General features: G+C 69.6%; 21 protein-coding genes. 16 read left to right on the top strand and 5 right to left on the bottom strand.

The genetic code is table 11. The features are described from left to right. Positions 1-22: 22 nt before the first annotated feature. Positions 23-670 carry a peptide deformylase gene (gene def / locus IF54_RS0124110; protein ID WP_030322081.1) on the bottom strand — a complete coding sequence of 216 codons (648 nt, stop codon included), beginning with the start codon at positions 668-670 and terminating at the stop codon, positions 23-25. 320 nt (positions 671-990) lie between these two features. Further along, complete coding sequence (locus IF54_RS0124105) at positions 991-1797, bottom strand: C40 family peptidase (RefSeq protein ID WP_030322079.1); 807 nt, start codon at positions 1795-1797, stop codon at positions 991-993. 733 nt (positions 1798-2530) lie between these two features. Here IF54_RS0124105 and IF54_RS0124100 point away from each other — a divergent pair. From IF54_RS0124100 to nuoN, 14 genes are read left to right on the top strand one after another with little or no spacing between them, the layout of a single operon-like run. Then, the gene (locus tag IF54_RS0124100; RefSeq protein ID WP_007383963.1) at positions 2531-2890 is read left to right on the top strand and encodes an NADH-quinone oxidoreductase subunit A; all 360 of its coding nucleotides are present in this window, start codon (positions 2531-2533) and stop codon (positions 2888-2890) included. 14 nt (positions 2891-2904) lie between these two features. Next, positions 2905-3459: a NuoB/complex I 20 kDa subunit family protein gene (locus IF54_RS0124095; RefSeq protein WP_007383964.1), complete on the top strand. Its 555-nt coding sequence runs from the start codon at positions 2905-2907 to the stop codon at positions 3457-3459. Then, a complete protein-coding gene (locus tag IF54_RS0124090) occupies positions 3456-4196 on the top strand; it encodes an NADH-quinone oxidoreductase subunit C (RefSeq protein ID WP_030322077.1) in 741 nt (246 codons plus the stop codon). The genes IF54_RS0124095 and IF54_RS0124090 overlap by 4 nt, the downstream gene beginning before the upstream one ends. Beyond that, the gene (locus tag IF54_RS0124085; protein ID WP_030322075.1) at positions 4193-5515 is read left to right on the top strand and encodes an NADH-quinone oxidoreductase subunit D; all 1323 of its coding nucleotides are present in this window, start codon (positions 4193-4195) and stop codon (positions 5513-5515) included. The genes IF54_RS0124090 and IF54_RS0124085 overlap by 4 nt, the downstream gene beginning before the upstream one ends. After that, on the top strand, positions 5512-6372 hold the full coding sequence (gene nuoE / locus IF54_RS0124080; RefSeq protein WP_030322072.1) for an NADH-quinone oxidoreductase subunit NuoE: 861 nt from the start codon (positions 5512-5514) through the stop codon (positions 6370-6372). The genes IF54_RS0124085 and nuoE overlap by 4 nt, the downstream gene beginning before the upstream one ends. Further along, the gene (nuoF, locus tag IF54_RS0124075; RefSeq protein ID WP_199821239.1) at positions 6369-7718 is read left to right on the top strand and encodes an NADH-quinone oxidoreductase subunit NuoF; all 1350 of its coding nucleotides are present in this window, start codon (positions 6369-6371) and stop codon (positions 7716-7718) included. The genes nuoE and nuoF overlap by 4 nt, the downstream gene beginning before the upstream one ends. Further along, the gene (locus IF54_RS0124070) at positions 7715-10219 is read left to right on the top strand and encodes an NADH-quinone oxidoreductase subunit G (RefSeq protein WP_030322068.1); all 2505 of its coding nucleotides are present in this window, start codon (positions 7715-7717) and stop codon (positions 10217-10219) included. The genes nuoF and IF54_RS0124070 overlap by 4 nt, the downstream gene beginning before the upstream one ends. Beyond that, positions 10216-11583, top strand: coding sequence for an NADH-quinone oxidoreductase subunit NuoH (nuoH, locus tag IF54_RS0124065; protein WP_030322066.1), 1368 nt, complete (start codon positions 10216-10218; stop codon positions 11581-11583). Before IF54_RS0124070 ends, nuoH begins: the two co-directional genes overlap by 4 nt. Continuing rightward, positions 11576-12226, top strand: coding sequence for an NADH-quinone oxidoreductase subunit NuoI (gene nuoI, locus IF54_RS0124060; RefSeq protein ID WP_030322064.1), 651 nt, complete (start codon positions 11576-11578; stop codon positions 12224-12226). The genes nuoH and nuoI overlap by 8 nt, the downstream gene beginning before the upstream one ends. Further along, on the top strand, positions 12223-13068 hold the full coding sequence (locus IF54_RS0124055) for an NADH-quinone oxidoreductase subunit J (RefSeq protein WP_030322062.1): 846 nt from the start codon (positions 12223-12225) through the stop codon (positions 13066-13068). Before nuoI ends, IF54_RS0124055 begins: the two co-directional genes overlap by 4 nt. Continuing rightward, positions 13065-13364 carry an NADH-quinone oxidoreductase subunit NuoK gene (gene nuoK / locus IF54_RS0124050; RefSeq protein ID WP_003974374.1) on the top strand — a complete coding sequence of 100 codons (300 nt, stop codon included), beginning with the start codon at positions 13065-13067 and terminating at the stop codon, positions 13362-13364. The genes IF54_RS0124055 and nuoK overlap by 4 nt, the downstream gene beginning before the upstream one ends. Positions 13365-13378: 14 nt before the next feature. Beyond that, positions 13379-15343, top strand: coding sequence for an NADH-quinone oxidoreductase subunit L (gene nuoL / locus IF54_RS0124045; RefSeq protein WP_030322060.1), 1965 nt, complete (start codon positions 13379-13381; stop codon positions 15341-15343). A gap of 5 nt (positions 15344-15348) precedes the next feature. Further along, positions 15349-16920 carry an NADH-quinone oxidoreductase subunit M gene (locus tag IF54_RS0124040; protein ID WP_030322058.1) on the top strand — a complete coding sequence of 524 codons (1572 nt, stop codon included), beginning with the start codon at positions 15349-15351 and terminating at the stop codon, positions 16918-16920. Then, a complete protein-coding gene (gene nuoN / locus IF54_RS0124035; protein WP_030322056.1) occupies positions 16917-18566 on the top strand; it encodes an NADH-quinone oxidoreductase subunit NuoN in 1650 nt (549 codons plus the stop codon). Before IF54_RS0124040 ends, nuoN begins: the two co-directional genes overlap by 4 nt. A 113-nt stretch (positions 18567-18679) precedes the next feature. Here nuoN and IF54_RS0124030 read toward each other — a convergent pair whose 3' ends face one another. Next, positions 18680-19237 carry a hypothetical protein gene (locus IF54_RS0124030; RefSeq protein WP_037820470.1) on the bottom strand — a complete coding sequence of 186 codons (558 nt, stop codon included), beginning with the start codon at positions 19235-19237 and terminating at the stop codon, positions 18680-18682. A 268-nt stretch (positions 19238-19505) separates the two neighbouring features. Between IF54_RS0124030 and recQ the strand changes: the two genes are divergently transcribed. Further along, positions 19506-21566 (top strand): DNA helicase RecQ, encoded by a 2061-nt coding sequence (gene recQ / locus IF54_RS0124025; RefSeq protein ID WP_234439048.1) that lies wholly within the window; start codon positions 19506-19508, stop codon positions 21564-21566. 72 nt (positions 21567-21638) lie between these two features. On the opposite strand, the gene IF54_RS0124020 is transcribed toward recQ, so the two are convergent. Both IF54_RS0124020 and IF54_RS0124015 read right to left on the bottom strand, forming a co-directional pair. Next, entirely contained in the window at positions 21639-22598 is a 960-nt protein-coding gene (locus IF54_RS0124020; RefSeq protein WP_030322050.1) for an alpha/beta hydrolase, read from the bottom strand. A gap of 96 nt (positions 22599-22694) precedes the next feature. Then, on the bottom strand, positions 22695-23012 hold the full coding sequence (locus IF54_RS0124015; protein ID WP_030322048.1) for a putative quinol monooxygenase: 318 nt from the start codon (positions 23010-23012) through the stop codon (positions 22695-22697). 149 nt (positions 23013-23161) lie between these two features. Here IF54_RS0124015 and IF54_RS0124010 point away from each other — a divergent pair, with 149 nt between their 5' ends. Next, complete coding sequence (locus IF54_RS0124010; RefSeq protein WP_030322046.1) at positions 23162-24067, top strand: AraC family transcriptional regulator; 906 nt, start codon at positions 23162-23164, stop codon at positions 24065-24067. Positions 24068-24150: the final 83 nt, after the last annotated feature.

Genomic DNA, 24150 nt, shown 5'->3' with positions numbered 1-24150 from the left:
GCTTCTCTGAGAATGGTGCCCGTCAGGCCTCCAGGGTGCCCTGAGCGCCCTTCAGCGCCTCCACGTTGGCGGCCCGGCGGGCGAACACCTCGTCCCGCCGGGCCGCCGCCTGCCGCAACGCCTCCTTGCGGTCCCGCCCGGACAGCCGGTCGACATACACGTGCCCGTTCACATGGTCGGTCTCGTGCGCCAGGCAGCGCGCGAAGTACCCGGTCCCCTCGATCACGAGCGGCTCGCCGTCCCGGTCGAAGCCGCGCACCACGGCCCGGTCCGGACGCGGTACGTCCATCACGGCACCCGGCACGGACAGGCAGCCCTCGCCGTCGTCGACCAGCCTGCGCGCGGCCGGATCCAGCGGGTCGAGGACCGGGTTGACGATGTGTCCGACATGTCGGACACCGTCGTCGTCGGGGCAGTCGTACACGAACAGCCGCAGGTCGACGTCGACTTGGTTGGCCGCGAGTCCGGCCCCGTCCGCGATGTACATCGTGAGGAACATGTCGTCGATCAGCGCGGCCAGGTCGGGCCCGAACTCGGTCACGTCCCGGCACGGCCGGTGCAGGATCTCCTCGCCGACCTCGGTGATGCGCCGGACCCGCCCGCGCCGGGCCTCGGGGGCGAGTCGCGGGTACGAGTCGGTGGGCCGGCCCTGTACGAACACACTGGGCATGGTGAAGTCTCCTGTCCTGTCGGGGCGGTGCGGGGGTGCGCCGCCCGCACCCATCCAACCCCGGACGGGCCGAGGGCAGGACCTCCGATCCCGGACAGGGCGAAGGCCGGGCCGCCCGCCCCCCGGACAGGGCGAAAGCCGGGCCGCCCGCCCCCCGGACAGCGCGAAGGCCGGGCCGCCCGCTCCGGACAGCGCGAACGCCGGGCCGCCCGCCCCGGACAGGACGACGGAAGGGCCGCAGCCCCCGAGCGGCTGCGGCCCTTCCGTGTGTTCGTGCTGTTCTGTGGCTCGATGTCCCAGGTGTCCCAGGTGTCCCGGTGTCAGAGCACCCGCACCGCGCCGGTCGGCGGGTCGTACGACAGCGGCTTCTCGGCGACGCCCGTCGAGGGGTTCTGCGCGCCGACGAACATGCCGTCGCCGACGTACACCGCCACGTGGTACGCGCTGCCCGCGCTGCCCCAGTACAGGATGTCGCCCGGCTGAAGGTTGCTCAGCGAGACCTGGGTGCCGGCCGTCGACTGGTCCTGCGAGACGCGCGGCAGGTCGATGCCCACCTGCGCGAAGGCGGTCTTGACGAGACCGGAGCAGTCCCAGGAGTTGGGGCCGGTGCCGCCGGAGACGTACGCGTCGCCGATCTGCGCCTTCACGAAGGCAATGACCGCCGCGGCCGAACCGGTCGCCGTGGACGAGCTCGTGGAGACGCTCGCGCCCGCCGAGGCGGACAGGGTGGCCCGCGCGGAGCTGCGTGAGGCGGCCTCCTCGGCGGCGGCCCTGCGGGCCGCCTCGGCCTTCTTCTTGGCCTCCGCCTTCTTCTTGGCCTCGGCGAGGTCGGCCTTGGCCTGCTTGGCGGCGCTCGCGGCGGCCGCGTCACGCTCCGCCTGAAGCTGGTAGTTGGCGGCCGCCTGCTGCATGGCGTCGGCGGACTCGGCGACCTGGCTGCCCAGGTCGGCCGAGAGGGTGGGCAGTTCGATGGTCTGGGTCGTCGACTCGGCGGCGAACGCCGAAGCCGACGCGCCCGCCGCTGCCATGCTGAGAACGCCACCGGCGACTCCGGCACGCACGGCGATCGAAGTCGTCGCGCTGCGGCGGGGTTTCCGGTGGCTGCGTATGTGAGCGGTGTGGGACATGAGACCAACTGGTATCAGGGGCTCCTCCATACCTTCAAGAAACGTGGGCTGCGCCACAGTTGTTCAATCGGCGGCCCGAATTCATGGCGGGCGGCTCTTTATTGACGCCGTAACGGACATTGCGGACGCACGCGATCAAGCCTGTGATCATGGGCTTTCGCTGTTACGCCCGAATTGACCCGCATCTACCATCGGTTGAGGCCGTTGGCCAAGCCCCGTTCCTGAGGGGCCCTCACGTGTGTGGCGGAGGTCACGCAACGGTTACGGCGGCGGTTGCGTCCTGAGTCGGCCGCCGCTCGTGAATGTGCGCACGCGTCCACATCCGTCCTCGCGGCTCCCCCTGATGTGTGAACGCGATCCTCTACCAAGCGCTCTCGTCCAGCACCAATTTGCATGCAGGGGAACTCTCTTGATATTGAGACGCCTTCTCTTACCTGCATCGACTAGCGAAAATGTCACTTCTGGTGATCACTCGGGCGCTTCTCGTATGAAGATCGTCCCTGTTCGGTCTCCATGATCCTTCATCAGGTGGTGGAGATCACAAAGCTTGTGCAATACCCCGTGTCGCAGATCACAGACCGGCGGGCATAGGATGCGGGTCAGTTGGGCTTGTGACCTGCTTCACATGTTCGCGATCTTCGTCGGGACGGCGGAGGTTGGAGGGACGTGTGAGTCGGGTGTGAGTCCGATGCCATCGCCAGCAGTCAGTGCCGACTGAGAGGAGCGAGGAGCGGTGAACGCCTATGCGCCCATCCTCGTACTGGGAGCCCTCGGGGCAGGCTTTGCGATCTTCTCCGTGGTCATGGCCACGCTGATCGGTCCGAAGCGGTACAACCGGGCCAAGCTCGAGGCCTACGAGTGCGGCATCGAGCCGACCCCCACGCCGGCCGGCGGCGGGCGCTTCCCCATCAAGTACTACCTGACGGCGATGCTCTTCATCGTCTTCGACATCGAGATCGTCTTCCTCTACCCCTGGGCCGTCACCTTCGACGCCCTGGGTGTTTTCGGGCTCGTGGAGATGCTGCTCTTCGTGCTCACCGTCTTCGTCGCGTACGCGTACGTATGGCGGCGCGGCGGCCTGGAATGGGACTGAGGGGCCTTTAAGTCATGGGACTCGAAGAAAAGCTGCCGAGCGGCTTCCTGCTGACCACCGTCGAGCAGGCCGCGGGCTGGGTGCGCAAGGCGTCCGTCTTCCCGGCCACCTTCGGCCTGGCCTGCTGTGCCATCGAGATGATGACCACGGGAGCCGGACGCTACGACCTGGCCCGCTTCGGCATGGAGGTCTTCCGCGGCTCACCCCGCCAGGCCGACCTCATGATCGTCGCCGGCCGGGTCAGCCAGAAGATGGCGCCGGTGCTCCGGCAGGTCTACGACCAGATGCCGAACCCCAAGTGGGTCATCTCCATGGGGGTCTGCGCCTCCTCGGGCGGCATGTTCAACAACTACGCGATCGTGCAGGGCGTCGACCACATCGTGCCGGTCGACATCTATCTGCCCGGCTGCCCGCCACGGCCCGAGATGCTGATGGACGCCATTCTCAAGCTCCACCAGAAGATCCAGTCCTCCAAGCTCGGCGTGAACGCCGAGGAGGCGGCCCGTGAGGCGGAGGAAGCGGCGCTCAAGGCCCTGCCCACGATCGAGATGAAGGGGCTGCTGCGGTGAGCGACGCGAACGGCAACGGAGCCAACCCGGAGAAGGACCTCAGCGGCTCCAACCTCCCCGGTCAGCGCGGCGACGGCGGTGAGGAGGTCCGCGTCCAGCGCGGCATGTTCGGCGCCAACAACGGCGGCGACACCTCCGGCTACGGCGGCCTGGTCCGCTCCATCAGGCTCCCCGGGGCGGCCACCCGCCCCTACGGCGGCTGGTTCGACGAGGTCGCCGACGAGCTGGAGGGCGCCCTGGAGGAGCAGGGACTGCTCCCGGACAACGCCATCGAGAAGACGGTCGTCGACCGCGGCGAGCTCACCTTCCACATCGAGCGCGAGCACCTGCTGCGCGTCGCGCAGACCCTGCGCGACGACCCGGCCCTGCGCTTCGAGCTGTGCACCGGCGTCAGCGGGGTCCACTACCTGCACGACAAGGGCCGCGAGCTGCACGCCATCTACCACCTGCGCTCGATCACCCACAACCGGCTGATCCGCCTGGAGGTCAGCGCCCCGGACGCCGACCCGCACATCCCGTCCCTGGTCTCGGTGTATCCGACCAACGACTGGCACGAGCGCGAGACGTACGACTTCTTCGGGATCGTCTTCGACGGCCACCCGGCCCTGACGCGGATCATGATGCCGGACGACTGGCAGGGCCACCCGCAGCGCAAGGACTACCCCCTCGGCGGCATCCCCGTCGAGTACAAGGGCGCCCAGATCCCGGCTCCGGACCAGCGGAGGTCGTACTCGTGAGCACTTCCCACGCCTCTCCTCGTGAGACCACCGAGGGCACCGTCTACACGGTCACCGGCGGCGACTGGGACGAGATCGTCCAGGCCGCGGCCCGCGCCGACGACGAGCGCATCGTCCTCAACATGGGCCCGCAGCACCCCTCCACCCACGGGGTGCTCCGGCTGATCCTGGAGATCGACGGCGAGACGGTCACCGAGGCCCGCTGCGGCATCGGCTACCTCCACACCGGCATCGAGAAGAACCTCGAGTTCCGCACGTGGACGCAGGGCACCACGTTCGTGACGCGCATGGACTACCTGACGTCCTTCTTCAACGAGACCGCCTACTGCCTCGCCGTCGAGAAGCTCCTCGGCATCGAGGACCAGATCCCCGAGCGGGCCGAGATCATCCGGGTCCTCCTCATGGAGCTGAACCGGCTCTCCTCGCACCTGGTGTGCATCGCCACCGGCGGCATGGAACTCGGCGCCACCACGATCATGATCTACGGATTCCGTGATCGTGAAATGATTCTCGACATCTACGAGCTCATCACGGGCCTGAGGATGAACCACGCGTACATCCGCCCCGGCGGACTCGCGCAGGACCTGCCGCCCGGCGCGGTGGACCACATCCGCGAGTTCGTGAAGAAGATGAAGAAGAACCTCCCGGAGTACGACAAGCTCGCCACCGGGAACCCCATCTTCAAGGCCCGTATGCAGGACGTCGGCTACCTGGACCTCGCCGGCTGCATGGCCCTCGGCGCCACCGGCCCCATCCTGCGCTCCACCGGCCTGCCGCACGACCTGCGCAAGGCCCAGCCCTACAGCGGCTACGAGACCTACGACTTCGACATCCCGACCGCCGACACCTGCGACTCCTACGGCCGCTTCCTGATCCGCCTGGAGGAGATGCGCCAGTCGCTCAGGATCGTCGAGCAGTGCCTGGACCGGCTCCAGCCGGGACCGGTCATGGTCGCCGACAAGAAGATCGCCTGGCCCGCCCAGCTCGCGCTCGGCCCCGACGGGCTCGGCAACTCCCTCGACCACATCAAGAAGATCATGGGCACCTCCATGGAGGCCCTGATCCACCACTTCAAGCTCGTCACCGAGGGCTTCCGGGTACCGCCGGGACAGGCGTACGCCGCCGTCGAGTCGCCCAAGGGCGAACTCGGGGTGCACGCCGTGTCCGACGGCGGCACCCGCCCCTTCCGGGTCCACTTCCGCGACCCGTCCTTCACCAACCTTCAGGCCATGGCGGCGATGTGCGAGGGCGGCCAGGTCGCCGACGTCATCGTCGCCGTCGCGTCCATCGACCCCGTGATGGGAGGCGTCGACCGGTGACCACCAGTTCTTCCGAGCGGGGCGTCAGCCTGGGCATGCCCGAACTGCCCGCACCCGCTTACCCGGACGACGTCCGAGCCCGCCTCGAGACGGACGCGCGCGAGATCATCGCCCGCTACCCGGACTCCCGCTCGGCCCTGCTGCCGCTGCTGCACCTCGTGCAGTCGGAGGAGGGCCACGTCACGCGCACCGGGATGCAGTTCTGCGCGGACGTCCTCGGGCTGACCACGGCCGAGGTCACCGCCGTCGCCACCTTCTACACCATGTACCGGCGCAGGCCCTCGGGCGACTACCAGGTGGGCGTCTGCACCAACACCCTGTGTGCGGTGATGGGCGGCGACGCGATCTTCCAGGAGCTCCAGGAGCACCTGGGCGTCGGCAACGGCGGGACCACCGACGACGGCAAGGTCACCCTGGAGCACATCGAGTGCAACGCGGCCTGCGACTTCGCGCCGGTGGTGATGGTCAACTGGGAGTTCTTCGACAACCAGACCCCGGCGAGCGCGAAGCGCATGGTAGACGACCTGCGCGCGGGGCGTCCGGTCGAGCCCACGCGCGGGGCGCCGCTGTGCTCCTTCAAGGAGACGGCGCGGATCCTCGCGGGCTTCCCCGACGAGCGGCCCGGGGCCGTCGAGGCGACCGGCGGAGCGGGACCGGCGTCGCTGGTGGGCCTCCGCCTGGCCAGGGGAGAGACGGCACCCGCGCGCGTGGTTCATCCGCGCGAGGGTGCCCCTGAGGACAGGGATGTCCACGAGCCGTCCCCGTCGGAGCACTTGAGCTCACATGACGCGCCACAGGACACGTCGGCCTCCGACCCGGCCCATCCGGCCGGGCCCGCCGCCGAGGAGGGGGAGTGATGACCTTGGCACCCGAACTCAGGAACAACAGCCCCGAGAAGCTGCTCGCACCCGTGCTGTCGGCCTTCTGGGACGAGGACAAGTCCTGGACGCTGGACGTCTACAAGAGGCACGACGGGTACGAGGGGCTCCGCAAGGCGCTCGCGATGCCGCCGGACGACCTGATCGCGTACGTCAAGGACTCCGGTCTGCGCGGCCGCGGCGGCGCCGGATTCCCCACCGGGATGAAATGGCAGTTCATCCCGCAGGGAGACGGAAAGCCGCACTATCTCGTGGTCAACGCCGACGAGTCGGAGCCCGGGACCTGCAAGGACATCCCGCTCCTCTTCGCGAACCCGCACAGCCTCATCGAAGGCATGATCATCGCGTGCTACGCGATCAGGTCTTCGCATGCCTTCATCTATCTGCGGGGTGAAGTCGTCCCCGTGCTGCGGCGGTTGCACTCGGCCGTGAGCGAGGCCTACGCGGCCGGCTACCTCGGACAGAACATCCTGGGCAGCGGCCTCGATCTCGACATCACCGTGCACGCGGGCGCGGGCGCGTACATCTGCGGTGAGGAGACCGCACTGCTCGACTCGCTCGAAGGCCGCCGTGGTCAACCGCGGCTCCGTCCCCCCTTCCCTGCGGTCGCGGGCCTCTACGCCTGCCCGACTGTTGTTAATAACGTGGAGTCGATCGCGTCGGTTCCCGCGATTCTGGCGCGGGGCAAGGAATGGTTCCGGTCGATGGGCAGCGAGAAGTCCCCGGGCTTCACGCTGTACTCGCTCAGCGGTCATGTCGCGAGCCCCGGCCAGTACGAGGCCCCGCTCGGCATCACGCTGCGCCAGCTGCTTGAGATGAGCGGCGGGATGCGGCCCGGTCACCGGCTGAAGTTCTGGACGCCGGGCGGCTCCTCCACACCGATGTTCACCGACGAACACCTCGACGTCCCCCTCGACTACGAGGGCGTCGGCGCCGCCGGGTCCATGCTCGGCACCAAGGCCCTCCAGTGCTTCGACGAGACGACCTGCGTGGTCCGCGCCGTCACCCGCTGGACCGAGTTCTACGCCCACGAGTCCTGCGGCAAGTGCACCCCGTGCCGTGAAGGCACCTACTGGCTCGTGCAGTTGCTGCGCGACATCGAGGCCGGCAAGGGCGCGATGAGCGACCTCGACAAGCTGAACGACATCGCCGACAACATCAACGGCAAGTCGTTCTGCGCCCTCGGCGACGGCGCCGCCTCGCCGATCTTCTCCTCCCTCAAGTACTTCCGCGAGGAGTACGAGCAGCACATCACCGGCCGGGGCTGTCCGTTCGACCCGGCGAAGTCCACGGCCTGGGCCGACCGCCCGGAGGTGAACGCATGACTGTGACCACCAACGCTCCCTCGGGAGGGGGAGAGGCGGCGGTCCCGCCGGAAGACCTCGTCTCGCTGACGATCGACGGCGCCGAGATCAGCGTGCCCAAGGGCACCCTGGTCATCCGGGCCGCCGAACAGCTCGGCATCGAGATCCCCCGGTTCTGCGACCACCCCCTCCTCGACCCGGCCGGCGCCTGCCGACAGTGCATCGTCGAGGTCGAGGGCCAGCGCAAGCCGATGGCCTCCTGCACCATCACCTGCACCGACGGCATGGTGGTGAAGACCCACCTCACCTCGCCGGTCGCCGAGAAGGCCCAGCACGGTGTGATGGAGCTGCTCCTCATCAACCACCCGCTGGACTGCCCGGTCTGCGACAAGGGCGGCGAGTGCCCCCTCCAGAACCAGGCGATGTCCCACGGCCAGGCCGAGTCCCGGTTCGAGGGCAAGAAGCGGACCTACGAGAAGCCCGTCCCGATCTCCACCCAGGTGCTGCTCGACCGCGAGCGGTGCGTGCTGTGCGCGCGCTGCACCCGCTTCTCCAACCAGGTCGCGGGCGACCCCATGATCGAGTTGATCGAGCGGGGCGCTCTCCAGCAGGTCGGCACCGGCGAGGGCGACCCCTTCGAGTCGTACTTCTCCGGCAACACCATCCAGATCTGCCCGGTCGGCGCGCTCACCTCGGCGGCGTACCGGTTCCGCTCCCGCCCCTTCGACCTGGTGTCCTCGCCGAGCGTGTGCGAGCACTGCTCCGGCGGCTGCGCCACCCGCACCGACCACCGGCGCGGCAAGGTCATGCGCAAGCTCGCGGCCAACGACCCCGAGGTCAACGAGGAGTGGATCTGCGACAAGGGGCGCTTCGCCTTCCGGTACGCGCAGCAGCGCGACCGGCTGGAGCACCCGCTGATCCGCAACCCGGAGGGTGAGCTGGTGCCGGCCTCCTGGCCGGAGGCGCTCCAGATCGCCGCCCAGGGCCTGCTCGCCTCCCGCGGCCGGGCCGGCGTCCTCACCGGCGGCCGGCTCACCGTCGAGGACTCCTACGCGTACAGCAAGTTCGCGCGCGTGGCGCTCGACACCAACGACATCGACTTCCGCGCGCGCGTGCACAGCAGCGAGGAGGCCGACTTCCTCGCCGCGCGGATCGCGGGCCGCGGCCGTGACCTCGACGGTACGGGCGTCACGTACACCGCGCTGGAGAAGGCGCCCGCGGTCCTGCTGGTCGGGTTCGAGGCCGAGGAGGAGGCGCCCGGCGTCTTCCTGAGGCTGCGCAAGGCCTGGCGCAAGCACGGCCAGAAGGTGTTCTCGCTCGCCACCCACGCCACCCGCGGCCTGGAGAAGGCGGGCGGCACGCTGCTGCCGGCCGCTCCCGGTACCGAGACCGAGTGGCTGGACGCGCTGGCCGGCGGAGTCGGTCTCGCGGACGACGGCAGCAGGGCCGCCGAGGCGCTGCGCGCCGAGGGCGCGGTGATCGTCGTCGGCGAACGCCTCGCCGCCGTGCCGGGCGCCCTGACCGCTGCCGTACGGGCCGCCTCCGCGACCGGCGCCCAGCTGGTGTGGATCCCGCGGCGGGCCGGGGAGCGCGGTGCCGTCGAGGCGGGCGCGCTGCCCTCCCTGCTGCCCGGCGGACGCCCGGCCACCGACCCGCGCGCGCGTGAGGAGGTCGCCTCCGTCTGGGGCGTGGCCGAACTCCCGCACCGCTACGGCCGCGACACCGGTCAGATCGTCGAGGCCGCACTGTCCGGCGAGCTCCAGGCGCTGGTCGTCGCCGGCGTCGAGATCGCCGACCTGCCCGATCCGGCACGCGCGCGTGAAGCGCTCCAGGAGGTCGGGTTCGTGGTGTCGCTGGAGCTGCGGCCCGGCGAGGTCACCGAGCACGCGGACGTCGTCCTGCCGGTGGCCGCGGTCGCCGAGAAGCCCGGCACCTTCCTCAACTGGGAGGGCAGGGTGCGCTTCTTCGACGCCGCCCTCAAGCCCGACCAGATGACCCGCCGGCTCGCGCCCACCGACGCACGGGTGCTCCAGATGCTGGCCGACGCCATGGACATCCACCTGGGCCTGCCGGATCTGCGCACCACGCGCGCGGAGATCGAACGGCTCGGGCCCTGGGACGGAGCGCGCGGCACCGAACCCTTCGAGACCGGGGCCCAGTTGCCGCGGCCCGCCGCCGGGGAGGCCGTGCTGTCCGGACACCGGCTGCTGCTCGACCAGGGTCTCCTCCAGCAGGGCGACGAGGCGCTCGCCGGGACCCGGCACGCCGCCCACGCGCGTGTGTCGGCCGCGACGGCCGCCGAGGCGGGCGTCAAGGACGGCGACCTCCTCGCCGTGACCGGACCCGCCGGAGTCGTCGAACTGCCGCTCCAGGTCACCGAGATGCCCGACCGCGTGGTCTGGCTCCCGCTGAACTCCACCGGCGGGGGAGTGGCCTCCGACACCGGAGCGGTGCCCGGTTCCCTCGTCCGTATCGGCCCGGCCGCCCTCGCCGCCGACGTTCCCAAGGAGGTGGAGGCATGAGCCCGTCCCTCGCCGCGGAAGACCTCTCGATGTTCGGCACCGACCCCTGGTGGCTCGTCGTCGTCAAGGCCGTCTTCTGCTTCGCGTTCCTGATGGTGACCGTGCTGTTCTCCATCGTGTGGGAGCGCAAGGTCGTCGCCTGGATGCAGCTGCGCATCGGCCCCAACCGGCACGGCCCCTGGGGCATGCTCCAGTCGCTCGCCGACGGCATCAAGCTGATGCTGAAGGAAGACGTCATCGTCAAGCGCGCGGACAAGGTCGTCTACGTCCTCGCGCCGATCGTCGCGGCCATCCCGGCCTTCATGGCGATCGCGGTGATCCCCTTCGGCCCCTCAGGCAACGAGATCTCGATCTTCGGCCACCGCACCGCGATGCAGCTCACCGACCTGCCGATCGCGATGCTCTACATCCTCGCGGTCGCCTCGGTCGGCATCTACGGCATCGTCCTGGCGGGCTGGAGCTCCGGATCGACGTACCCGCTCCTCGGCGGCCTGCGTTCCTGCGCCCAGATGATCTCGTACGAGATCGCCATGGGCGCCGCCTTCGCCTCGGTGTTCCTCTACTCCGGATCGATGTCGACCTCGGCGATCGTCGAGGCCCAGCAGGACCGCTGGTACATCGTGCTGCTGCCGGTCTCCTTCGTCATCTACGTCATCACGATGGTCGGCGAGACCAACCGTGCCCCCTTCGACATGCCGGAGTCCGAGGGCGACCTGGTCGGCGGTTTCAACACCGAGTACTCCTCGATCAAGTTCGCGATGTTCATGCTCGCCGAGTACGTGAACATGGTGACGGTCTCCGCCGTGACGACCACGCTCTTCCTCGGCGGCTGGCGGGCCCCCTGGCCCATCAGCACCTTCTGGGAGGGCGCCAACCACGGCTGGTGGCCGCTGCTCTGGTTCGTCATCAAGGTGCAGCTGCTGCTGTTCTTCTTCATCTGGCTGCGCGGCACGCTCCCCCGCGTCCGCTACGACCAGTTGATGAAACTCGGCTGGAAGGTCCTCATCCCGGTCTCCGTGGTCTGGCTGATGCTCGTCGCGACCGTGCGGACCCTGCGCAACGAGAACTACGACTTCGCCGACATCGCCCTCTACGTCGGCGGCGCGGTCCTCGTCCTGCTGCTGCTCTCCTTCGTCGCCGACATGTTCCGCGAGAAGTCCAGGGCGGCCGCCGAGACCGCCGCGGAACCGGCCGGCTTCGACCCGATGGCCGGCGGCTTCCCCGTACCGCCGCTGCCCGGACAGGAGCTGCCGCCGGTGCCCAGGCGCCGCCCCCACCGGGAGCGGGAGCTGATTGTCAGTGGTGGGTCCGATACTCAGAGTGACGGCGGATCTACGGAGGGAAAGGAGGCGTCCGATGGCTGAGGAGCCCAAGGAGACCGAGCAGTTGAAGCCCGGCTTCATGAACCCAGTCGCCGGCTTCGGCGTGACCTTCAAGGCCATGTTCAAGAAGCGGCTGACCGAGCAGTACCCGGAGCAGCAGAAGACCACCGCTCCCCGGTTCCACGGACGGCACCAGCTCAACCGCCATCCGGACGGCCTGGAGAAGTGCGTCGGCTGCGAGCTGTGTGCCTGGGCCTGCCCCGCCGACGCCATCTACGTGGAGGGCGCCGACAACACCGACGAGGAGCGCTACTCCCCGGGCGAGCGCTACGGCCGCGTCTACCAGATCAACTACGCCCGCTGCATCCTGTGCGGCCTGTGCATCGAGGCGTGCCCCACGCGCGCGCTCACGATGACCAACGAGTTCGAGCTGGCCGACAGCAGCCGCGCCAACCTCATCTTCACCAAGGAGCAGCTGCTCGCCGGTCTCGAAGAGGGCATGGTCGACTCGCCCCACGCCATCTACCCCGGCACGGACGAGCAGGACTACTACCGCGGCCTGGTCACCGAGGCCGCGCCCGGCACCGTCCCCCAGGTCGCCGTGTCCAAGGGCGAGGTGGTCCAGGAGGTCGACTCCACCTTCGGTGCGGACGAACCGGCGTCGGAGAAGGTGATCGGGCGATGACCGCGCACCTCCAGCTCGCCGCCGCCTCCACCACCTCCACCGGTGAGGCCTTCCAGTTCTGGGTCCTCGGCACCGTCGCCGTGATCGGCGCCCTGTGCACCGTCTTCATGAAGAAGGCCGTGCACAGCGCGCTCTGTCTCGCCGGCACCATGATCATCCTGGCGGTGTTCTACCTCGCCAACGGCGCCTACTTCCTCGGCGTCGTCCAGATCGTCGTCTACACCGGCGCGATCATGATGCTGTTCCTGTTCGTCGTCATGCTCGTCGGCGTCACCGCGGCGGACTCCCTCAAGGAGACCATCAAGGGCCAGCGCTGGCTGGCCCTGCTGTGCGGACTCGGCTTCGGCGTCCTGCTGCTCGCCGGCCTCGGCAACGCCTCCCTCCACCAGTTCAACGGCCTCACCCAGGCCAACTCCGGCGGCAATGTCGAGGGCCTGGCGACCCTCATCTTCACCAAGTACGTCTTCGCCTTCGAGATCACCGGCGCCCTGCTGATCACGGCCGCCGTCGGCGCCATGGTGCTCACCCACCGCGAGCGCACCGAACGCGCCCTGACCCAGCGCGAGCTGGCCGAGAAGCGGGTGCGCGAGGGCAAGCACGTCCCGCCGCTGCCCGCCCCCGGCGTCTACGCCCGGCACAACGCGGTGGACATCGCGGGCCTGCTGCCCGACGGCACCCCGTCCGAGCTCACGGTCAGCAAGACCCTGCGCGACCGCGGCCAGATGCGTGACGTGTCCACCGAGGCGATGAACGACCTCAAGGCGCTGGAACAGCGCGCCGAGGAACGCCTGGAGCGGACCGAGATCGAACCGGCCACCTTCAAGAGGGAGGCGTCGAAGTGAACCCGGTCAACTACCTCTACCTCGCCGCCCTGCTGTTCACGATCGGCGCCACCGGCGTCCTGATCAGGCGCAACGCGATCGTCGTGTTCATGTGCATCGAGCTCATGCTCAACGCCTGCAACCTCGCGTTCGTCGCCTTCTCCCGGATGCACGGCAACCTCGACGGCCAGATCATCGCCTTCTTCACGATGGTCGTCGCCGCCGCGGAGGTCGTGGTCGGGCTCGCGATCATCGTGTCGCTGTTCCGTTCCCGCCACTCGGCCTCGGTCGACGACGCCAGCCTGATGAAGCTGTAAGGGGTCGCTGAATCGTGGAGAATTTGATCGCGCTGCTCATCGCGGCGCCCCTGCTCGGAGCGGCGGTACTGCTCACCGGCGGCCGGCGGCTGGACGCCGTCGGCCACTGGATCGGCACCCTGCTCGCCGGCGCCTCCTTCGTCTTCGGCGCCATCCTCTTCGCCGACCTGCTCGGCAAGGACGCCGAGCACCGCACGCTCACCCAGCACCTGTGGACCTGGATCCCGGTCGAGGGCTTCCAGGCGGACGTCGCCTTCCGCCTCGACCAGCTGTCCATGACGTTCGTGCTGCTGATCACCGGCGTCGGCTCCCTCATCCACCTGTACTCGATCGGGTACATGGAGCACGACGAGCGCCGCCGCCGCTTCTTCGGGTATCTGAACCTGTTCCTCGCGGCGATGCTCCTGCTGGTCCTCGCCGACAACTACCTCCTGCTGTACGTCGGCTGGGAGGGCGTCGGTCTCGCCTCCTACCTGCTGATCGGCTTCTGGCAGCACAAGCCCAGCGCGGCCACCGCGGCGAAGAAGGCCTTCCTGGTCAACCGTGTCGGCGACATGGGCCTGTCGATCGCGATCATGCTGATGTTCACGACGTTCGGCACCTTCGCCTTCGGCCCGGTCCTCGGCAGCCACGAGAAGCCCGGACTCGTCACCGGCGCCTCCGAGGCCACGCTCACCGGCATCGCCCTGATGCTGCTGCTCGCCGCGTGCGGCAAGTCCGCCCAGGTGCCGCTCCAGTCCTGGCTCGGGGACGCCATGGAGGGCCCGACCCCGGTCTCGGCCCTCATCCACGCGGCGACCATGGTGACCGCGGGCGTCTACCTCATCGTCCGCTCCGCCAACATCTTCAACCTCGCCCCCGACGCCCAGCTCGTCGTCACCGTCGTCGGCGCGGTCACGCTGCTGTTCGGTGCGATCGTCGGTTGCGCCAAGGACGACATCAAGAAGGCGCTGGCCGGCTCGACCATGTCGCAGATCGGCTACATGGTGCTGGCCGCGGGACTCGGCCCCATCGGCTACGTCTTCGCGATCATGCACCTGGTGACGCACGGCTTCTTCAAGGCCGGGCTCTTCCTCGGCGCCGGATCGGTCATGCACGGCATGAACGACGAGGTCGACATGCGGAAGTACGGCGGCCTCAGGAAGTACATGCCGGTCACCTTCGTGACGTTCGGCCTCGGCTACCTCGCCATCATCGGCTTCCCGGGACTTTCCGGCTTCTTCTCCAAGGACAAGATCATCGAGGCGGCCTTCGCCAAGGGCGGCACCGAGGGCTGGATCCTCGGCGCCTGCGCCCTGCTGGGCGCGGCCATCACCGCCTTCTACATGACGCGCGTGATGCTGATGACGTTCTTCGGCGAGGAGCGCTGGAAGAACCAGCCGACCCGCTCCCCGGAGGCCCCGAGCGCCGAGCCCGCCGCCGAGCACCACGGCGAACACGCTGAGCCGCACCCGCACGAGTCGCCCAAGTCCATGACGATCCCGATGATCGTGCTGGCCTTCGGATCGGTCTTCGCGGGCGGCTTCTTCAGCATCGGCGACCGCTTCCTGCACTGGCTGGAACCGGTCACCGGGCACAGCGAGGGCGACTCCCCGCTCGGTGCGGCCACTGTCACCGGCGCGACCATGGTGTGCCTGCTGATCGGCGTCGCCATCGCCTGGGCCCAGTACGGCCGCAGGCCCGTCCCGGTCGTCGCCCCGCGCGGGTCGCTGCTCACCCGGGCCGCCCGGCGCGACCTCCTCCAGGACGACTTCAACCACGTCGTCCTGGTCCGAGGCGGCGAACACCTCACGCGATCCCTGGTCTACGTCGACCACACCCTGGTCGACGGAGTCGTCAACGGCACGGCGGCCTCGGTCGGCGGCCTCTCCGGGCGGATGCGCAAGCTCCAGAACGGCTTCGCGCGGTCGTACGCGGTCTCGATGTTCGGCGGCGCGGCGATCCTCGTCGCCGCGACCCTGCTGATGAGGGCGGTCTGATACCGATGTCCTTTCCTCTGCTGACAGCGACGGCGGTGCTCCCGGCGATCGGGGCCATCGCCACGGCCGCCGTGCCGGCCGCCCGGCGCACCGCCGCGAAATGGCTGGCGCTGCTCGTCTCGATCGCCACCCTCGCTCTCGCGATCGCCGTCCTGGTCCGCTTCGACCCGGATGGCGCCCGTTACCAGCTCACCGAATCGCACGCCTGGATCGCGGACTTCGGCGTCCGCTACGAACTCGGCGTGGACGGCATCGGGGTCGCGCTGCTCGCGCTGACCGCGCTGCTGATCCCGTTCATCATCCTGGCGGGCTGGCACGACGCCGACCCACTGGAGACCGGAAGCAGGCGGTGGCGGCCGACGCAGGGCTTCTTCGCCCTGATCCTGGCCGTCGAGGCGATGGTGATCATCTCCTTCGAGGCCACCGACGTCTTCCTCTTCTACATCTTCTTCGAAGCCATGCTGATCCCGATGTACTTCCTCATCGGCGGCTTCGGGGACCGCGCCCACGCGGGCTCGGACGAGAACGCGGCGGCCCAACGCTCGTACGCCGCCGTGAAGTTCCTCCTCTACAACCTGGTCGGCGGCCTGATCATGCTGGCCGCGGTGATCGGCCTCTACGTGGTCGCCGGGAACTTCAGCCTCCAGGAGATCGCGGAAGCGCGCGCCAACGGCACGCTCGACATGGCGACCAACACCGAACGCTGGCTGTTCCTCGGGTTCTTCTTCGCCTTCGCGGTGAAGGCGCCCCTGTGGCCGCTGCACACCTGGCTGCCCAACGCGATGGGGGAGGCCACCGCCCCGGTCGCCGTGCTCATCACGGCGGTCGTCGACAAGGTGGGGACCTTCGCGATGCTCCGCTTCTGCCTCCAGCTCTTCCCGGAGGCCAGCAAGTGGGCCACGCCCGCGATCCTCGTCCTCGCGCTGATCAGCATCGTCTACGGCGCGCTGCTCGCGGTCGGCCAGCGGGACATCAAGCGCCTGGTGGCGTACGCGTCGATCTCGCACTTCGGCTTCATCATCATGGGCATCTTCGCGATGACCGCCCAGGGCCAGTCCGGCGCCACGCTCTACATGGTCAACCACGGGATCTCGACGGCCGCGCTGATGCTGGTGGCCGGCTTCCTGATCTCGCGGCGCGGCTCGCGGCTCATCGCCGACTACGGCGGCGTCCAGAAGGTCGCCCCGGTGCTCGCCGGCACCTTCCTGATCGGCGGCCTCGCGACCCTGTCCCTGCCGGGACTCGCGCCCTTCGTCAGTGAGTTCCTGGTCCTGGTCGGCACGTTCGCGCGCTACCCGGTGATCGGCATCATCGCGACCTTCGGCATCGTGCTCGCCGCGCTGTACACCCTCGTCCTCTACCAGCGCACGATGACGGGCCCGGTGAAGCCGGAGGTCTCCGCGATGCCCGACCTGCGGATGCGTGAGCTCGTGGTCGTGGCCCCGCTGGTCGTCCTGTTGATCTTCCTGGGCGTCTACCCGAAGCCCGTCACGGACATCGTGAACCCGGCGGTGAAGTCGACCATGTCCGACGTACACAAGAAGGACCCCAAGCCTGCGGTGGAGGCGGCCAAGTGAGCGCGACAGTCGTCCACAGCCTGTGGACAACCGCGGCCGACCCGATCTCCAAGATCGACGCGCCGAAGATCGAATACGGGCAGTTGTCGCCCACCCTGATCATCCTGGGCGCGGCGATCATCGGAGTGCTGGTCGAGGCCTTCGTCCCGCGCAAGTCCCGTTACTACGCCCAGCTGTTCGTGTCCGTGGTAGCGCTGTGCGCCGCCTTCGCGGCGGTCGTGGCGCTCGCCGCCGACGGATACGCCACCACCAAGGCCGGCATCGCCGCCATGGGCGCGATCGCCGTCGACGGACCGGCCCTGTTCCTCCAGGGCACGATCCTGCTGGCGGGCCTCGTCGGCCTGTTCACCTTCGCCGAACGGCGCCTCGACCCCGAGACCCACGGCAACAGGGTCGACTCCTTCGCCGCCCAGGCCGCGTCCGTGCCGGGCAGCGACAGCGAGAAGTCCGCCGTCAAGGCCGGGTTCACCACCACCGAGGTGTTCCCGCTGCTGCTCTTCGCCGTCGCCGGCATGCTGATCTTCCCGGCCGCCAACGACCTGCTGACCCTGTTCGTGGCCCTGGAGGTCTTCTCCCTGCCGCTGTACCTGCTGTGCGCCCTGGCCCGCCGCAAGCGGCTCATGTCGCAGGAGGCCGCGGTCAAGTACTTCCTGCTCGGCGCGTTCGCCTCCGCGTTCACCCTCTTCGGCATCGCCCTGCTCTACGGCTACGCGGGCTCGGTGTCCTACGGCACCATCGCGCGGGTCGTCGACGGCACCGTCGCCACCGTGGACCCGGCACTCGCCGACACCATGGGCAACGACGCATTGCTGCTGATCGGCGCGGCGATGATCGTCATGGGCCTGCTGTTCAAGGTCGGCGCCGTCCCGTTCCACATGTGGACCCCGGACGTCTACCAGGGCGCGCCGACCCCGGTCACCGGCTTCATGGCGGCGGCGACCAAGGTGGCCGCCTTCGGCGCGCTGCTGAGGATCCTCTACGTCGTGCTGCCGGGCCTGCGCTGGGACTGGCGGCCCGTCATGTGGGCCGTCGCGATCGTCACCATGCTCGGCGGCGCCATCGTCGCGATCACCCAGACCGACATCAAGCGGCTGCTGGCGTACTCGTCGATCGCGCACGCCGGGTTCATCCTCGCGGGCGTCATCGCGACCACGCCGGACGGGGTGTCGTCCGTCCTCTTCTACCTGGCCGCGTACTCCTTCGTGACGATCGGCGCCTTCGCGGTCGTCACCCTGGTCCGCGACGCCGGGGGCGAGGCCACCCACCTGTCCAAGTGGGCGGGCCTGGGCCGGAGGTCCCCGCTGGTGGCGGCCGTGTTCGCGGTGTTCCTGCTGGCCTTCGCCGGTATCCCGCTCACCAGCGGCTTCGCCGGGAAGTTCGCCGTGTTCAAGGCGGCGGCCGAGGGCGGGGCGGCCCCGCTGGTCGTCGTCGGTGTGATCTCGTCCGCGATCGCCGCGTTCTTCTACATCCGTGTGATCGTGCTGATGTTCTTCAGCGAACCGCGGCCGGAGGGACCGACGGTCGCCGTGCCGTCACCGCTGACGATGACGGCGATCGCGGTCGGCGTCGCGGTCACGCTCGTCCTCGGTGTGGCACCGCAGTACTTCCTGGACCTGGCCAACCAGGCGGGAGTGTTCGTGCGCTGACCGGAGGCGCCGACCGGCGGCACCACCGCGGCACCGACCGGCGGCACCGACCGGCGGTGTTCTCGCACAAGGGGCCCGGCTCCCACCGAGGGAGCCGGGCCCCTTGCGTGCGCTCAGGTGACCAGCTCGGTCCAGTCGATGCCGGCCAGCCAGCCCGGCTCGGGAGTCGTGCTCGGGGCCGACGCGGGAGCACACGTCACGTCGGGGTCCGTCGGGTCGAAGAGCCCGCTGGGGTTCGTCCGGTAGATCCAGGCGTGCAGGGTGTAACTGGAACCCACGCCGGGCACGTCGGCCGGTCCCTGGAACTGCTGGCCGAACAGCGTCGGCCTGGTGACCCCGGACCCCGCGGGCACGATCCACTCCACACCGAGCAGCCGGCGCCCGTGCGGACCGTCGTCGTACAGAAGCGCCGCGGGCCGCTCCGGGTCGGTCTCCCCGACGTTGTCCGCCTTGACGTAGTGGTAGCCCATGCCGGGCACGCAGGACATGGGCACGAAGCCGTCGGCGACGGCGAGCGGCGCATAGCCGTACGCGCCGGTGGCCGTGTACGTGGGGGTCAGGTCTGTCCAGACCGACGGGGCCGGGTCGGCCGCCTGGGCCGGGACGGCGGACAGCGAGAAGGCCGCGGCGGCCGCGAGGGTGAGGGCTGCCTTCAGGGGCCGAGGGGCCATGAAATTCTCCTTGAACGCGTGAGCAGTACGGGACGGGAGACACGCACACGCGGGACACACCGTCGGCCGGGAGGGACGGACCGCACCGGCCCGCCCCAGCAGCATCTCCTCGCCTCGAACGAGTGCGCCATGCGACAGCGTCCGAACGAATGACCTTGGTCCGCCACCGAACCGCCACGGGGCCGGCCTGTGGATAACTCCGGTGGTGTCGGTGCGGACCCCTATCGTGGAAGCAGTGGTCGAGGGACGACGTACGGGGGACGGGACGATGGGCGCGACAGGCGCGATGGGCGGGATCAGCGAGATGCCAGGGATCACCGGGACACCGGCGGGCAGCGACAGCGAGGCACTGGCCACGCTCCACCGCGTCTTCGGATACGACGCCTTCCGCGGCGAACAGGAAGAGATCATCGAGCATGTGGTGGCCGGCGGGGACGCCGTCGTGCTCATGCCGACCGGCGGCGGCAAATCGCTCTGCTACCAGATCCCCTCCCTGGTCAGACCCGGCACAGGCATCGTCGTCTCGCCGCTCATCGCCCTGATGCAGGACCAGGTCGACGCCCTCAGGGCGCTCGGCGTGCGCGCCGGGTTCATGAACTCCACGCAGGACTTCGACGAGCGGCGCGTGGTCGAGGCCGAGTTCCTCGCCGGCGAGCTCGACCTGCTCTACCTGGCACCGGAGCGACTGCGTCTCGACTCCACCCAGGACCTCCTCTCCCGCGGCAAGATCGCCGTCTTCGCCATCGACGAGGCCCACTGCGTCTCCCAGTGGGGCCACGACTTCCGGCCCGACTACCTGACCCTGTCGGTGCTCGGCCGGCGCTGGCCCGACGTCCCCCGGATCGCCCTCACCGCGACGGCCACCCGGGCCACGCACGAGGAGATCACCCAGCGACTGGACATGCCGACGGCCCGGCACTTCGTGGCCAGCTTCGACCGGCCCAACATCCAGTACCGGATCGTGCCGAAGAGCGACCCCAAGAAGCAGCTGCTGGCCTTCCTCCGGGAGGAACACGCGGGCGACGCGGGCATCGTGTACTGCCTCTCCCGCAAGTCGGTGGAGGCCACCGCCGAGTTCCTCTCCCGCAACGGCATCGAGGCGGTCCCCTACCACGCGGGCCTCGACGCGGGCACCCGCGCCGCCCACCAGTCCCGCTTCCTGCGCGAGGACGGCCTGGTGGTGGTGGCGACCATCGCCTTCGGCATGGGCATCGACAAGCCGGATGTCCGTTTCGTCGCCCACCTCGACCTGCCCAAGTCCGTCGAGGGCTACTACCAGGAGACCGGCCGCGCCGGCCGTGACGGCCTCGCCTCCACCGCCTGGATGGCCTACGGCCTCAACGACGTCATACAGCAGCGCAAGATGATCCAGTCCAGCGAGGGCGACGAGGCGTTCCGGCGCCGGGCCGCCGCCCACCTGGAGTCCATGCTGGCGCTGTGCGAGACCTCCCAGTGCCGGCGCGGTCAGCTCCTCAACTACTTCGGCCAGGAGCCCGAGCCGACGGGCTGCGGCAACTGCGACACCTGCCTGACCCCGCCCGAGACCTGGGACGGCACGGTGGCCGCGCAGAAGGTGCTGTCCACCGTGGTGCGGCTCCAGCGGGAGCGAGGACAGAAGTTCGGCGCGGTGCAGATCGTCGACATCCTGCTCGGCAAGCGCACCGGCAAGGTCATCCAGTTCGACCACGACCAGCTGTCCGTGTTCGGCATCGGCGAGGAGCTCACCGAGGGCGAATGGCGAGGCGTCGTAAGGCAGTTGCTCGCCCAGGGGCTCCTCGCGGTCGAGGGGGACTACGGCACGCTGGTGCTGACCGAGGCCAGCGGCACGGTGCTGCGGCGCGAGCGGGAGGTGCCGCTGCGCAAGGAGCCGAAGAAGCCCGCCACCGCCAAGTCGAACTCCTCGTCCGGGCGGGGCAGGGCCAAGGCCGCGGTGGCCGAACTGCCCGAGGCGCTGGTCCCGGCGTTCGAGGCGCTGCGGGCCTGGCGTGCCGAACAGGCACGGGAGCAGGGCGTCCCGGCGTACGTGATCTTCCACGACGCCACGCTCAGGGAGATCGTCACGGCGTGGCCCACGTCCGTGACACAGCTCGGTTCCGTCGGCGGGGTCGGCGAGAAGAAGCTCGCGACGTACGGGGAGGGCGTGATCGAGGTCCTCGCCGGACTGGCGGACGGCGGGGCGGCGGGGGGCGGGACGGCCGACGGCGGGGCGGCCGACGCCGCCCTCGCTTCGCAGGCACCGGGCCGGGCCGCGGACCCGGACACGGACCCCGGAGCCGACCACTGGCCCGAGATGGACGCGGAACCGGAGCCCGAGGACGACTGGATGTAGCTCGGACACAGCCCCGGGACTGTGCATGAAGCGGCCCCATTCCGGTCTCACCCCGCTCAACGAGGCCGGGACTCAGCTCGTGCGCAGGAGCCGGGCGAGCCAGTCGGTGCGGGTTCGGCGGGCCGTGGCCGAGATGTCTGCCTGCGGGTACAGGGCGTCGAATCCGTGGAAGCCGCCTGCCCAGACGTGGAGTTCGGCCTGGCCACCGGCCGTCCAGATGCGGGTGGCGTAGTCGGTGTCCTCGTCGCGGAAGACCTCGGCGGAGCCGGTGTCGATGTAGGTCGTCGGCAGGCCCGCGAGGTCGTCGGCCAGTGCGGGGGAGACGTACGCGGGTACCTCGTCGTCGGCGAGGTCGCCGAGGAGGCAGCGCCATCCGAATCCGTTCATCTCGCGAGTCCAGACGCCGGGCCCGTTCGCGTACTGGAGGCTGGACGTGGTGGTGTTGCGGTGGTCGAGCATGGGGCCGATCAGGACTTGGGCGGCGATCGCCGGGGTGCCGAGGTCGCGGGCCAGCAGGGTGACACCGGCGGCGAGGCCGCCGCCCGCGCTGGCGCCCGCGACGATGATCCGGGCGGGGTCGATGCCCAGTTCGGCGGCGTGGTCGGCGATCCAGAGCAGGCCCTGGTAGCAGTCGTGGACCGGGATGGTGCCGGTGGACTCGGGCGCGAGCCGGTAGTCGACGGAAACCACCACGGCACCGAACTCGTCGAGCCACTCCAGCGGGATGTCGATCTGCGAGAAGCGGTCGCCCATGACCATCCCGCCGCCGTGCATCCAGTAGACGCAGGGTGCGGCGGCGGCGCGATCGCTGTTCGCGGGGCTGAAGACGGACAAGGGGATCGGGGTGCCGTCAGGGCCCGCGACGGTGACCTCGCGCCGGTCGATGGCGCGGCCTTCGAGGAGGGGTTCGACGGGCATCGAGGAGAAGGGGCGTACCTGCGCGAGCACTTCCGGGCTGAGCTGGGACATCAGCGGCATGTCGGCGAGGAGTTCCAGCAGTTCGGGGTCGAGGGAGGGACGTGCTGTGGTCATGGTCGTTGCCTCTCGTGGCTCGTGGCTCGTGGCTCGTGGCTGGTGGCTGGTGGCTGGTGGCTGGTGGCTGGTGGCTGGTGGCGGGACGGGCGGGCGTCAGAGGACGGATCTGCCGCGGACCGGGACGTAGTCGGTGTACTCGGAGTCCTTGGCGAGCAGCGGGCCGATCTGCGCCACGATGGCCTGGGCGGTCTCGCCGGCGAAGACGCGGTGGTGGTCCTCCTCGCTGGTCCAGCCTTCGGCGACGTGGACGACGTCGGGGTCGGACGCGGAACGGGAGACGAGGTAGAGCAGGCAGTATTCGCTCGCGCCGGGGCTGCCCTCGTCGAGTCCGGTCAGCAGCAGGTCGACGAGCTGGTCGCCCCTACCAGGCATGGCGGTCAGGGTTGCGGCGAAGCCGTAGCCGGCAGTCATGGATTTCTCCTCTTGCTCTTCGGCGGTGGAGTGCGGTGATTCCATTCAAGCCCGTTGAGCTGGGCAAACGTTAGACAGATGCTCCGGCGTCCTTGCACGATCCTCGCTTCTTCGGGGATCGCGGTGCGAAATGGTGCTGCAATGGGCGCATGTACCTCGAGGAACTCCGCACTCTGCTGGCCCGTCACGCGCGGCCCGACTGGACCACCGCCGTCGACGGCGTCCTCATCTCGAAGGTAGACCGTCCGGATCCGCCGGCGCCTTCGATGTCCGGCACCCTCCTGGCGGTCATCGCGCAAGGCGCCAAACGCCTCGCCCTGGGGGAGCGGGTCTTCGAGTACGGGCCCGGGCAGTACCTGGTCGCATCCGTCGATCTGCCGGTCACAGGGCAGTTCACCCAGGCCGCCCCCGAGCAGCCGGCGCTGGGGTTCGGTCTCGTCCTGGAACCCTCCGCCGTCGCCGAGCTGCTGCTCGAGGCCGGGCCCGGTGACGCCCCCCGGGGCGGCGGGGGCACGCCGTCGGGGATCGCCGTCAGTGACGCTCCGGCCGCGCTGCTGGACGCGGTGGTCCGGCTGTTGCGCCTGCTCGACGAGCCCCGCGACCGGGCCGTACTCGCCCCGCTGTTCAAGCGCGAGATCCTGTGGCGTCTGATCACCAGCGAGCAGGGTGCGACGGTTCGCCAGCTCGGTCTGGCCGACAGCAGCCTCAGCCACATCTCGCGGGCCGTGCGCTGGATCCGCGAGCACTACGCGCAGCCCTTCCGGGTCGAGGACGTGGCGCGGCAGTCAGGCATGGGCGTCTCCGCCTTCTACCGCAACTTCCAGGCGGTGACCGCGATGAGCCCCATCCAGTTCCAGAAGCAGATCCGGCTCCAGGAGGCCCGGCTGCTGCTCGCCACCCACCCCGGAGACGTCACCGGAGTCGGTCAGCGCGTCGGCTACGACAACCCGTCGCAGTTCAGCCGGGAGTACCGCCGCCAGTTCGGCGCGCCCCCCAGCCAGGACGCCGCCCGCCTGCGTCAGGCCGTCCGTGCGCCGGCTGTTCTCCTGCCCTGAGTCGGATGGGCTTGCGGGAGGATCGTGCAAGGAGCAGCGAGGATAGTTCTACTATTTGCCCAGCTCAGAGCGATTCAATGGGA

The sequence above is a fragment of the Streptomyces sp. NRRL B-3229 genome, from assembly GCF_000719505.1.
GTDB lineage: Bacteria > Actinomycetota > Actinomycetes > Streptomycetales > Streptomycetaceae > Streptomyces > Streptomyces griseorubiginosus.
Note: the sequence above shows the minus strand (reverse complement) of the source record. Positions and strands in the feature narration are given on the sequence as shown.